The sequence below is a fragment of the Weissella sp. ESL1177 genome, assembly GCF_058107185.1.
The window spans coordinates 83300-96302 of record NZ_CM176591.1; the positions used below are offsets into that span (position 1 = coordinate 83300).

Annotated in this window: 8 protein-coding genes and 4 tRNA genes; 11 read left to right on the forward strand and 1 reads right to left on the reverse strand. The window is 34.3% G+C overall.

The window, feature by feature from the left end:
• Positions 1–66 precede the first annotated feature (66 nt).
• The 6 genes from AC3B5D_RS00315 (at position 67) to AC3B5D_RS00340 (ending at position 5726) form a co-directional block, all read left to right on the forward strand.
• Positions 67–1374, forward strand: coding sequence for a helicase-related protein (locus tag AC3B5D_RS00315; protein ID WP_489840064.1), 1308 nt, complete (start codon positions 67–69; stop codon positions 1372–1374).
• Positions 1364–2041, forward strand: a complete 678-nt coding sequence (locus AC3B5D_RS00320) for a ComF family protein (protein WP_489840063.1) — start codon at positions 1364–1366, stop codon at positions 2039–2041. The genes AC3B5D_RS00315 and AC3B5D_RS00320 overlap by 11 nt, the downstream gene beginning before the upstream one ends.
• Positions 2042–2193: 152 nt before the next feature.
• Positions 2194–2760, forward strand: a complete 567-nt coding sequence (gene hpf / locus AC3B5D_RS00325; protein ID WP_489840062.1) for a ribosome hibernation-promoting factor, HPF/YfiA family — start codon at positions 2194–2196, stop codon at positions 2758–2760.
• Positions 2761–2904: 144 nt separating this feature from the next.
• The gene (locus AC3B5D_RS00330; RefSeq protein WP_489840061.1) at positions 2905–3351 is read left to right on the forward strand and encodes a hypothetical protein; all 447 of its coding nucleotides are present in this window, start codon (positions 2905–2907) and stop codon (positions 3349–3351) included.
• An 18-nt stretch (positions 3352–3369) separates the two neighbouring features.
• Positions 3370–5550 carry a Tex family protein gene (locus AC3B5D_RS00335; protein ID WP_489840060.1) on the forward strand — a complete coding sequence of 727 codons (2181 nt, stop codon included), beginning with the start codon at positions 3370–3372 and terminating at the stop codon, positions 5548–5550.
• Between the two features lie 92 nt (positions 5551–5642).
• Positions 5643–5726: transfer RNA gene (locus AC3B5D_RS00340), tRNA-Leu, on the forward strand.
• 306 nt (positions 5727–6032) lie between these two features.
• Here the strand turns inward: AC3B5D_RS00340 and AC3B5D_RS00345 are convergent.
• Positions 6033–7832, reverse strand: a complete 1800-nt coding sequence (locus tag AC3B5D_RS00345) for a hypothetical protein (protein WP_489840059.1) — start codon at positions 7830–7832, stop codon at positions 6033–6035.
• 739 nt (positions 7833–8571) lie between these two features.
• Between AC3B5D_RS00345 and AC3B5D_RS00350 the strand changes: the two genes are divergently transcribed.
• The 5 genes from AC3B5D_RS00350 to rny all read left to right on the forward strand — a co-directional run bounded on the left by AC3B5D_RS00350 (position 8572) and on the right by rny (position 12277).
• A tRNA-Ser gene (locus AC3B5D_RS00350) sits at positions 8572–8661 on the forward strand.
• A gap of 35 nt (positions 8662–8696) precedes the next feature.
• Positions 8697–8770: transfer RNA gene (locus AC3B5D_RS00355), tRNA-Met, on the forward strand.
• A gap of 5 nt (positions 8771–8775) precedes the next feature.
• A tRNA-Ser gene (locus AC3B5D_RS00360) sits at positions 8776–8865 on the forward strand.
• 75 nt (positions 8866–8940) lie between these two features.
• Positions 8941–10518, forward strand: a complete 1578-nt coding sequence (locus tag AC3B5D_RS00365) for an HAD family hydrolase (RefSeq protein WP_489840058.1) — start codon at positions 8941–8943, stop codon at positions 10516–10518.
• A 196-nt stretch (positions 10519–10714) separates the two neighbouring features.
• Positions 10715–12277 carry a ribonuclease Y gene (gene rny / locus AC3B5D_RS00370; protein ID WP_489840057.1) on the forward strand — a complete coding sequence of 521 codons (1563 nt, stop codon included), beginning with the start codon at positions 10715–10717 and terminating at the stop codon, positions 12275–12277.
• Positions 12278–13003: the final 726 nt, after the last annotated feature.

The window sequence follows — 13003 nt, forward strand, 5'->3', positions numbered from 1 at the left end:
GCAAAGAATATCAAAATTTTTGAACATTATTGGTTTATTACCGTCCTTATTAATTGGGTGGTAATAATGAAAAAATATGATGAATCTTTACTATATGGTCGTCTAATAACTTGTACAGAAAACAAATTGAGTCAATTACCAAAAAAGGTGAACATAGAACCAGCAATTCATAAAAATCAATGTGGTCGGTGTCATAGTTTCATATTGAATGAATGGCAATTACCAGATAATGTTTTATATTGTTGGCAATGTGCAAAGTTAGGTAGAATAACTTCACAAGATTATTTGGTTACGATTCCAGAACCAAATGATTTTGTAATACCAGAAAGTCCGTGCATATGGTCTGGAAAATTAACTAGCTTGCAACAACGGATTGCTAGTCAACAAATTGAGGCATTGATAGATAATCGATCACACCTAACTTATGCGGTAACCGGAGCTGGTAAAACAGAAATGCTTTTCCCAATGTTATCTTTAGCAATAAAACAAGGAAAGCGAATTGCAATCGTTTCGCCTCGTGTAGATGTTGTTTTGGAGTTGAGAAAAAGAATAAAGCAAAGCTTTCAATTATCATTTATAACTTTATATGGTGGAACAGAAGACACATATCAATATACACAATTGGTATTAGCCACGACACATCAATTATTCAAATTTAAAGCTGCTTTTGATTTAATTGTTATTGATGAGGTTGATGCATTCCCGTATGCCAATAATCCGTTTTTGATAAGAGCGGTTAAGCAAGCTAAAAAAAATAATGGGATTATATTTTATTTAACAGCTACTTTGAATATTGCATTAAAAAAAATGATTAATAAAAAGCAAGTGAAGTTATCAATGTTGCCTAGACGATTTCATGGTTATTGTTTGCCAAATATTCAATTAGAGAGAGTGGGAGCTTGGCGTAAAAAGATACCTCATAAGTTAATCAAACAAATGAATAAATTAAAACAATTAGGTATAAAATTTCTATTATTTGTACCAGAAGTGATTGATGTTACTAATATATTAATGCAGTTAAAGAATACGGCATTAAAAATTAAAAGTATTAAAATAATGGGCACATATGCGACCGATAAAGACCGGTTAGAAAAGGTTCAAAAAATGCGTGATGGTCAGTTAGATGGACTAATAACAACAACCATTTTAGAACGTGGCGTTACTTTTCCGGGAATTGATGTCCTTATTTTAGGTGGTGACGAATTAATCTTTTCAACAGCAACCTTAATTCAGATAGCTGGTAGATGTGGCCGTAGTACGCAACGACCAGATGGATTAGTAAAAGTATATGTACAAGAAAAAACAAGTGCATTGAGTAATGCAATAATGGAAATCAACTACTTAAATACATTAGGAAAGTTGTATGAAATGTGAACTATGTGGCATGATATTTAATGATGAATGGCAACTTAATGATTTTTTTAACTTTTCAGTGCGTCAGCAATCTATGATTTGTGGAACTTGTCAAGATGGATTTCAACGAATAATGCCCAATACAGGATGTTTTGGATGTCAGTCTGAAACTAATGAAAAATATTGTTCAGATTGTACTTGGTGGCTTCGATTAGGCTATCCAAATATTAATAACCAAGCACTATTTAAATATAATAATCAAATGCAGTCATATTTTAAAGCTTATAAATTTCAAGGTGGATATCATTTGAGAAATATTTTTAAATATGAATTACAACAAAGGTTATTTAAAGTAAATGTAGATAAAATAGTCCCTATTCCTATTACAGATGACACTTTATGTCACCGAGGATACAATCAGGTAGTTGGTTGGCTAGAGGGTTTAACGTTTGAACCATTGTTACGCTGTCGAGAAACAAAAAAAATGACACAATCTCATAAAACACGACAGGCAAGATTATTAACAAATCAACCATTTAGTATAGCTTCGTCAACAGAAGATATTTCAGAAAAAAGTATCTGCATTGTGGATGATATTTATACAACGGGACAAACTTTAAGACATGCTGCACAATGCTTAGTCGCAGCTGGTGCGACTAAGATTATTTCGTTAACGCTCGCGCGATAATGATGGTTGTTGAATGTTAACGCTTTCTTTTTTTATTATCAATATGTTACAATATACTTACCGATAGGATACAGAAATGATTATATCGGGACGTGTAAGATATAATTTTTGGGGATATATCTTATAAATATAGTCAGACAGGAGACAGGATTATGCTAGAATTTAAAGTACGTGGTGAGAATATTGAAATCACTGATGCCATGTCAGAATACATTGAGAAGCGTATTTCTCGACTAGAGCGTTATTTAAATACTGAAGCTAGTTATATCGCTCGCGTGAATGTACGATCATACAAAGAAGGTACATTTAAAACTGAGGTAACTATTCAATTGCCATATTTGTTACTTCGTGCAGAGGATACGCAAACAGATATGTACCAAACAGTTGATTTTGTTTCTGATAAATTAGAGCGTCAAATTCGCAAGTATAAGACTAAAGTTAATCGTAAGTCCCGTGAAAAGGGTTACAAGGGTATTGAAAATACTGATTTCATGGTTGATCCTGCAGCACCATCAACTGATGACGAAGCAGAAGATGGTTTAAAGATTGTGCGAACAAAGCACGTTGATTTGAAACCAATGGATGTTGAAGAGGCAGTTCTTCAAATGGAACTTTTGGGTCATGAATTCTTTATTTTCCAAGATGCTGAAACAGATTTGCCAGCAGTGGTTTATAAGCGACGTGATGGCAAATATGCATTACTTGACACCGTAAACTAGTGTCATGATATCTTGTAGGCAAAATGGGGAATTGCCATACAAGCTAATTGAATTTGAAATTTGAAAGACTGGGAAACTTTCCTGGTCTTTTTATCTTTAATAATTAAATTGATAAGCGATAATAATTTAAAATGAGGAAAACAAATGGCAAAAAGTAAGTATATGACAAATCAACGCTATGGATTATTATTGAGTGAAATGTTTGAAACGATTCAAGAAGCAGGAAATCAAGTTGCTCCTTTTTTTGAAAAAATTGATAACGCTCTAAAAAAAGAAGAACTAGATAAAATGTCAGTGTTAGAGTTTAAAGAGATTGCAACAGCATTTGAAAATACTGTTGATATTTATCAAAATGTTTCACAAAAATTTAATCAGATTATAGCACCGGTACGCTTAATAGGCCTACATAAAAATCTTCAACAAATATTTGCAGATTATATTACTGCAACAAAACAGATGGCTGATGCTTTAGATGTGGCAGCACAAGATGTTAATATTGTTAATTTTAGGGACTCTGAAGCAAAGCAAGATAAATATATGAATAAATTCTTAACACAAATTCGACGTATTTTTACATCGATTGCGTCTTAAAAAATAAAGGTAATTAAAATGACTGATGTATTAGAAATTAATATTGCACAACAAATTGGGAAAAATTTAAACATACCTACTAATAAGGTAGCAGCGGTTAATAAGCTACTGGATGAAGGAAACACAGTACCTTTTATAGCGCGTTATCGTAAAGAAGTAACCGGTAATTTAGATGAAGTTCAAATCAGAGATATTCAAACACATACAAAGCAATTGATAGATTTACAGGCTCGTAAGCATTCTGTTTTTAAAGCAATTACTGAACAACATATGATGACTGAAAATTTACAACGTGCAATTGTAACAGCTGATACTTTGCAAAAAGTAGAAGATATTTATTTACCGTTTAAGAAAAAGAGACAAACAAAAGCAACGTTGGCTAAAGAGGCAGGATTAATGCCATTTGCACAGCTTATTCAAACTTTTCCTGATATTGATTTGCAAGTGGAAGCAGAAAAGTATGTGAATTCAGAAAAAGGATTACCAGATACGGCATCTGTTTTTACAGGAGTGCATGAAATTTTTGCAGAGGTCATTGGTGAAAATGCAGGGCTACGTGATTGGGTACGTCAATTTACATTAAAAAATGGGCGTTTTGTTGCAAAAATAAAACGTGGTGCTAATAAGAAAGATGAACAAGGTGTTTTTGAATTATATTATGATTTCAATGTTGCCATTAAGAATATTCAAAACCATCAAATTTTAGCAATTAATCGTGGTGAAAATGAGGGTGTCTTAACGGTCAATATTATTGCGGATGAGGATGCAATTGCACGTTATTTAAAATTTAGATTAGTAGGTCATCGTGAAGGACCAATAGCGGATATTTTGATTACTGCTGCAATTGATGCTTATAGGCGCTTTATCGGTCCTGCAATTGCGCGAGAAATTAGGAAAACATTATTTAATCGAGCAAGCGGGGATGCAATTAAGATATTTGGTACAAATCTATATCATTTATTAATGGCAGCGCCATTACGTGGACAAATTGTTTTAGGATTTGATCCTGGTATTCGTACCGGATCTAAGTTAGCCGTCGTTAATGAAGCCGGTCAATTTTTAGATAAAGCTGTAATTTATCCACATAAAGCAGCAAAGTATGATCCGCAAGGCGCACGTGAAAAAGTGATTGCATTGGTTAAAAAATATCATATATCATTGGTTGCAATTGGGAATGGTACTGCTTCACGTGAATCACAAAAATTTATTGCAGACATTATTAAAAATGATTTACCAGAGTTGAGATATGTTGTCACCAATGAAGCTGGGGCATCGGTTTATTCAGCTAGTGATGTTGCACGTGCTGAGTTTCCTGATTTACCGGTTGAACAGCGTTCTGCCATTTCAATTGCTCGCAGGTTACAAGATCCAATGGCTGAATTAATTAAAATTGACCCACAAGCAGTTGGTGTGGGTCAATATCAGCATGATTTACCAGTGAAAGAATTGTCTTTAGAATTAGATCATGTTCTTGAAACAGCGGTTAATCAAGTTGGCGTTAATTTGAATACAGCATCACCACAATTATTAACCCACATTGCAGGGTTGAATATGATAACGGCCCAAAATATTGTGGTTTATCGCAATGAAAATGGGCGCTTTGAGTCGCGGACTGAGATAAAGAAAGTACCAAAATTAGGACCGAAAGCATTTGAACAAGCGGCCGGATTTTTACGTATATCAGATGGGAAAAATCAATTAGATAATACAGATATCCACCCAGAGTCATACGGAGTTGCCAAAAAAATTTTGAAAGCTGCTAATGTGGACCAACTGGGTTCAGAAATAAAGTCAAAATTGCAAAAATTCGATACACCAAACTTTGCGAATGAATTAAATATTGGCTATCCAACTTTACATGACATTATTGTGTCATTAGAAACACCAGGTCGTGATTTACGAGATGCTGCACCAGCAGCAACATTAAGATCAGATGTATTAACAATAGATGATTTACGTATTGGTATGCAATTGCAGGGTACAGTACGTAATGTTGTTGATTTTGGAGCTTTTGTCGATATTGGTGTTCATGAAGATGGGCTGGTTCATATTTCAAAATTATCAGTACAACGCGTTACTAATCCACATGATATCATTGCCGTTGGTGATATTGTGGTTGTTTGGGTGACTGAAATTGATAAGAAACGGCAACGGATTGGATTAACGATGGTCGCACCAAAAAATGAAGTAAATCATTAAGAACGAATTTCAAAATAGTCGTTTTTAGAAATGTTGCAAGTTTTAACTATCTTTGATAACATTAGCTATGTTGGCGTTGAGCAACATGGTATGCGATCGTGGCGGAATTGGCAGACGCGCAGGACTAAGGATCCTGTGGTAGAAATACCGTGAGGGTTCGACCCCCTCCGTTCGCATTTTAATGATTTTATAGAGTTCCTGATATAACAGTAAAACGTTGTTATGTCAGGCTTTTTGTTTACTTTGATATGGTCATTATTCTTATAATTAACCATTAGATAGTATTATTTACTAAAACATTTGCGACAAATTTACGACAAAATCTTTCGAAAATAATTTCTACTCGCAAAATGACACATAAAAAAACAACCAAACTGATGGCAAGTTCAGTTGTTTAATAGTTAAACTATTCAACGAAATAATAATGTTATTAGAATGATTTGACCAACAATCAAATTGAATAGATTAGTGAAATTTTCTGTTTAATGTGATATTAATTGAGATGATTTTTTATCAAATTTTACTAGTATGTTTATAAATATAAAATAACAAAGTAAAAGTAACCAGCTACAATCAGAAATTATGATTATCAAATTAAACATATGACTAGTTTTATAGTGTAACGTCAGAACATTTTTACCTTTAACACCATTAAGATTCAATGTTCCGATGGATGTTTTAGAAATAGTGGCGTTATTTAGCTTTTTGTTATTAAGGTAAGCATTTGTATTTTTATATATAAAAGCAGGCACTTCAATTTGATGAGTTTTATTTTGATGCCAAGAAATATGCAAGACACCGTTTGATTGCACATCTTTATTAAATGTATGATGTCTTGCTAAAACATGCTCAGTATATAGCCCGTAATAATCTGTGTTATTATCAACTTTAATAATTGGTAAGTAGTCTGGTGTTGTTCGATCTACTGTATTTATAAGTTGACTTAAATCGGGGCTACTCCAAGCTGGCCTTAAGTCAGTTGTTGTATTTACTGGATGACCATCTAGGGGGTTGGACCTTAAATCTTTTGGATTGATTGCGGCACTTTGTGCAACAGTAGTGGTCTGTTTATCGTTTGAAATAACGTTGTTTGAAACCGAGGTTGCTAGACTGATAACACTAATGATAGCCATTGTAATCGTTGTGAATTCTAGTAATTTATTAAAATTAAGATTGGCGTTATTTATTAATTCTTTGATAGCCAATAATGTGCCAATTAAAATAAATACTTCACCAACGAGTGTAAATCGAAATGAAAATTGTAAAAAATTGCTAATTTCAGGTAAATTTCGTTGGATAATTGACCATGGCATTAAATTACTACCTAAGACAAAATAGGTAAGTCCTGAAATAATTAAAATTTTACTTAAAATAGATGTTCTTTTCCAGAACATCATAATTAAAGCAATTCCTAGTACTGCTAAAAGGGCCAATATGTTTTCAGATACTGATATGTGGTTGCCTAACAAGGGAATACCATTTGTTGAAAAAATATCAAATGGATTAAAGATACTATCTGTGACATCTATGCGCGTTGGTGGTACTAACACGTTATGTGTTGATACCTGTAGATAAGGCAAAATAGTATTTAAGCATAATATAATCGAAGTAATAACTGCTATAACTAGATACCTAATCATTGACCATTTTTTAGGTGTTTGAATGAACCCAACAATAAATGCAGAAATCAATACAGGTATTGCAAATGCGGCACTTAGTAAATGTCCTTGAACTTGTAAACTGACGGTTAATGCGAGTAAAAGAGCATGTTTTAGGCCAAAATGGCCCTTTAACATGTCCATGATAGGTAAAATCATTAAGGGCAGAAATGCTAAGCCTATTGAACGCCATCCAGAAACTATTAAGAATGATGCAATGGCATTAGTGCTTAAATAAATAGTTCCTAATCCCATACTCATGGTTTGGCTAAATCCTATTTTTCTTGAGACAAAATAAGTGGTAAAACCTGCTGTAAAGATAACTAAAATATTTAATATGATTTGAAATCTTAGCCAAGAGCCGGCAATCAATAATAATAATCCGAAAATATAGGTAAAGAAGGGACTATATAGTGCATTTACAATGCGTCCAGATTGTTGAAATGAATATAAATTTAGCATTGAAAAATTTAAGTGTTTGATCTGCATTGCAGCTTCATATATTCTGTTGTAGTGAAAATAGCCATCAACTCCTAACACAGGTGTTTTGTTAAGGATAATCGGACTAGAAACAAATATTGCAATAATAAAAAATATGATAATTGGTTGAATATACTTTTTCATGATATGCCTCAATAATATTAATCTTCCCAAAAGATAACATATAACATGGCATATATATTGTATTATTGAACAATGTTTAAAAAATTAAATAAACATAAAATAATTGTTTCATTTTATTTCTTTTCCAATAAAAAATATGATAGATATTGAGAACATAACAATATATTTATTGGACAAAACAATTGTTTTAAATTTTGCGACAAAATATTTATAAACGTTAGTATAATAGTCTGATGATGTCTTTTGCGTGCAATCAAAACAGCGCCATTGCATTTAGTAATGGTGCTGTTTTGATATATTATATATGAATGGCATGATAAATTAGGATTATTGTGCCAATGATGAATAGTAAGCTACCCCAACAGATTTGATAAATGACACTTTTATCACCAAAAAATAACCGTATGAGTGGTGCTGTTTGACCAAGTATTGTCAATAAGATACCAAATATAATAGTCACTAAACCAATTAATCCAATCATTTTTCCTTCGTTAATGGTTTTGGATAATTTTGAATATAAGATAAAACGATAGTATATTTGCTTTTTGTCTTTAGCTTAATGTGGTATCATAGTACCCAAATTAATGTATACTGTAAATAGGATGCTTGTCCTATTTTTTGTTGTTAAAAAAATAATACGTAACTGAGTTATTTATAATTGGAATAGTTTTTCTTGACATGCCTGAAATAAAGAGGTATGATATCTTTTGTGGTTATTGTGTTAACTATGAACACATATGGAGATATACCCAAGTCTGGCTGAAGGGAACGGTCTTGAAAACCGTCAGGTCGGGAAACCGGCGCGAGGGTTCGAATCCCCCTATCTCCTTTGATATCCATTGTGATGTTATAATTTTATATTATCGCGGGTTGGAGCAGTCTGGTAGCTCGTCGGGCCCATAACCCGAAGGTCGTAGGTTCAAATCCTACACCCGCAATTAATGGAGATGTACCCAAGTCTGGCTGAAGGGAACGGTCTTGAAAACCGTCAGGTCGGGAAACCGGCGCGAGGGTTCGAATCCCTCCATCTCCTTTATAAATAACCGTGTCCATGGGACACGGTTATTTTTGTATCAATATCATTCTGAATATGTGAGGAGTTTAAGATATGCCGATACGTCAAATTCGATATTTTCAATATGCAGTGTTGATGGTTGTTTTAGCAATATTTTCTGCGATATTCTTACCAACATTAATTGGAACATCTGCACTAATTACAGCGCATATTTCAAATATGACAATGACCGTTTTTGGAATTGTTGCTGTTATGATTGTTTATTTAGATGATCGTATAATTAAACAAGCTTTGTATCAACAAAAGCAAATGAAAATAGTGACACTGTGGTTACCAGTTTTGGGTCAGACAGTTTGGTATCTTGTTGTACTGTGGATTTATTTAACTAATGCAAACGGTCGTATGATCGTCACAATGACATTGCCGATATTGTGTTTGGGTGTGGCACTATTATTGGTTTCTTTAGGCTTGTTGCAGAAAGAGACATTATCTATTATTTTAAATCAGCCCATGAAACGTACGGCACATCGCTTGAATATCGCTACCATGTTTTTATCAGTATATGCCTTGTTGTTTTTTGGCTTAACTACAAATTGGATTTATGGTTTAACAACCATGGTATCTGTTTTAATCATCACCGATGCTAATTGGCCTGCTTTGTGGTCAGGATGGCATAGAGAGCAAAGTCTTGAAAAACTAGCAACAAATGGGGTTAATTTTAGAAATGCACGTGTGATTGAATCATTACCCGATGTCACAACGATTATTACTGAAAAAAGCGGTATTTTAACTGATAATCGGATCACAGTACATTCAATTATGTCATTAGATAAGCGGTATAGCGATTTTGATATATTGGGTATTGCAACAGGATTGCTAGCAATGAATGATTCATCAGTGTTATCACAAGCAATTATGCAGTATGCTGAAAAGCATGGTGTGTTTCCATCAACGGCGTCAGAACCAGAAATTATTGATGGTGCAGGGGTAAGAGGGGTCATCTTAAATGAGCGCTTTGCAGTATTATCTGCTGCTGAAGTGTTAGCTGAAAATTACGTTGTTGATTTAGAAGCTTTAGAGACCTATAAAATGTTAGGTAATTCAGTCAGCTATATTGTGGATAGTTTGCAGGTTATTGGTGTGATTACCTTTGGTGACACTCTAAATAAAGCGCTTATTTCATTAGATCGATTCTTTACGAAAAGACATTTGGATGTAAAAATTGCTTCTGGTGATACGATTGGGGCAACAATGCAACTAACAAATATCATGACCTCTTTAGGCGAGGTACAATCTGATTTGACGCCAAGTGAAAAGGCAGCACAACGTACTGCTTGGGCAGCTGCGCCACATACAATGATTGTGACGAATCAAGATAATTTGCCAGCGGAAACAAAAGCAATTACAGTGGCCGTGAATCGTCCAGATATTAATGCAGATATTCATGTGGCAAGTGTTGCTGATTTGGAACGCTTATGGGCAACAGCAGATCGTTTAATGCAGATTGATAAAAAAATGTTGACGTTAACTAGTTTACCAATTATTATTTTGTTATTATTGGCTGCTGGATTAGGGATTTTTATCTCTTCATGGTTATATGTTGCACCAATCGTAGCAATTACTGTACGCTGCATAATGAGTTATATTTTACGAGTACGTGTTAAAAATTAAATGCTTGGTAAAATATCAAGGTAAAAGACCGTTATATCATCAAAATGTTGATATAACGGTCTTTTGTAACTTACATCAGTTGTTCATCTCATTGACTTATTTTAAATAAAAGCCTAAAATTAAACATGTGTTATTAAGCGCAAAAAAACACTATTGATTTGACATAAACGTCAATTCTTTAGACAGGAGAAACAAGATGAACATATTATTGATCATCCTGTTGTTGCTTGTCGCAATCGTAATAAGTTGTGGAATTGGTTACACAGTGGCTAAGACAAAAATTAACCATACATTAACTATTTCACATCAAACTGCTACAGATATAACGAATCAAGCTGCCACTGATGCTGAGCGATTAAAGAAAAATGCTCTAGTTGAGGCGCGAGATGAAAGCCAACGTTACCAACAACGTATCGAAAGTGAATTACAGGAACGTCGTTCTGAGGTTAAGTCACAAGAAGAACGTTTGGTAAGTCGTGAATCTGTGTTGGATCGAAAAGATGCTTCATTGCAAAAACGTGAAGAAGTTATTTCGGGTAAAGAAACAAAGTTAGATCATCAACGGCAAAGTGTTAATGATAAGCAAAAACGAGCAGAAGAACTTGTGGCTGAACGTGAGAATAAGTTGGTTGAAGTTGCTAACTTAACACGTGAAGATGCTCGAAATCAAATTTTATCAGAAACTCAAGAAGCGCTTGTAGCTGAGCGTGCTGTCATGATTAAAGATAGTGAGGAAAGTGCAGCTGCAGAAGCGGATAAACGTGCTAAGGATCTTGTTGTTGGTGCGATTCAAAGATCAGCTGCCGATATGGTAGCTGAATCAACCGTTTCTGTTGTTACACTGCCTAATGACGATATGAAGGGTCGGATTATTGGACGTGAAGGTCGTAATATTCGAGCACTTGAGACGGTTACTGGTATTGATTTAATTATTGATGATACACCGGAAGCTGTTGTCTTAAGTGGTTTCGATCCAATTCGTCGAGAAATCGCTAAGAACACATTGGAGAAATTAATTGCGGATGGTCGGATTCATCCAGCTCGCATTGAAGAAATGGTTGAGAAATCGCGTAAAGAGATGGACGAACATATTCGTGAAGTTGGTGAACAGACAATTTTTGATTTAGGAATCCATAATATGCATCCAGATCTAGTGAAAACTGTTGGTCGGATGAACTATCGAACAAGTTACGGACAAAATGTGCTTGTTCATTCAATAGAAGTCGCAAAACTAACTGGCTTGTTGGCAGCTGAGTTAGGGGAAGACATTACGCTTGCCAAGCGCGCAGGACTGTTACACGATATTGGTAAGGCTGTAGATCATGAAGTAGATGGTTCTCATGTGGAACTTGGTGTAGAATTGACAACCAAGTACAAAGAACGTCCGGTCGTGATTAATTCGATTGCTTCACACCATGGGGATGTTGAACCAGATTCTGTTATTGCTGTGCTTGTTGCTGCTGCTGATTCCATTTCAGCGGCACGTCCAGGTGCAAGATCGGAATCGTTAGAAAACTACGTTCAACGTTTGCAACAACTTGAAGCGATTGCAAATGAATTTAACGGTGTTGAAAAGTCGTATGCTATTCAAGCTGGCCGAGAAGTACGTGTTATTGTAGAACCAGCGGCTGTTTCAGATATTGAAGCAACTGTCTTAGCTCGGGATATTCGAAATCAAATTGAAAATGATCTGGATTATCCGGGACATATTAAGGTCACGGTTATTCGCGAATCTCGTGCAATCGAGTATGCAAAATAAGCTGATAACTAATATTAACAGGCAAGAGCCAGTATGAAAATACTGGCTCTTTTACTTTAAATAAAGATGCATTTGATAGAATTTAATTACAAATACATATAATTCATGGGATTCATACAAAGAAAATAAAAAAATTTAATGAAAAGGTTTACAAATACACTGAAAACGCTTACAATGATAAATGTGTTAAGGATACGGGGGAACGTATACGAAACTATCAAAGATTTTGAAACACCAGTGGTATGGGGATCATTGGGATGTTATTGTCGCATTTCACTCTTACTGTTCGAATAATCGTTTGATCTTAAAAACTTGCTGAAAACTCTTCTCCTTCAGAAAAAATTAGAACGATATTTGTTTAAAATAATTCGAGCAGTAAGAGGGTGATGAGACGACTCTTAATCAACATCAACGCTTTCACAATCAAAAAATATTTGTGGGTCGTCATCCACGCCATATCGCCTTGCGGTTACGCAGAGCGATTTTTTTATTTCGTAAATTTGTTAAAATTTAATGATAATCAAATTATTCGCTTATTTTGCAACATCAAGATATACTATAGATATTCCCCGTGGTAGTTAAATTCATAACTATCTAGTGCATTTATGTACTAAACGTCGTAGACATACGGCGTTATTTTTGTTTATTTTATTAAAAAGCATTGACAAATATGAAAAATAAATTAAAATTAAAGTTATCAATTAAGTAGAGGAGCAAAAATGATGG

Coding starts and splice junctions, on each gene's coding strand:
- AC3B5D_RS00345 (WP_489840059.1), bottom strand. CDS start 7,832: ATGAAAAAGTATATTCAACCAATTATCATATTTTTTATTATTGCAATA.
- AC3B5D_RS00335 (WP_489840060.1), top strand. CDS start 3,370: ATGACTGATGTATTAGAAATTAATATTGCACAACAAATTGGGAAAAAT.
- rny (WP_489840057.1), top strand. CDS start 10,715: ATGAACATATTATTGATCATCCTGTTGTTGCTTGTCGCAATCGTAATA.
- AC3B5D_RS00365 (WP_489840058.1), top strand. CDS start 8,941: ATGCCGATACGTCAAATTCGATATTTTCAATATGCAGTGTTGATGGTT.
- AC3B5D_RS00320 (WP_489840063.1), top strand. CDS start 1,364: ATGAAATGTGAACTATGTGGCATGATATTTAATGATGAATGGCAACTT.
- hpf (WP_489840062.1), top strand. CDS start 2,194: ATGCTAGAATTTAAAGTACGTGGTGAGAATATTGAAATCACTGATGCC.
- AC3B5D_RS00330 (WP_489840061.1), top strand. CDS start 2,905: ATGGCAAAAAGTAAGTATATGACAAATCAACGCTATGGATTATTATTG.
- AC3B5D_RS00315 (WP_489840064.1), top strand. CDS start 67: ATGAAAAAATATGATGAATCTTTACTATATGGTCGTCTAATAACTTGT.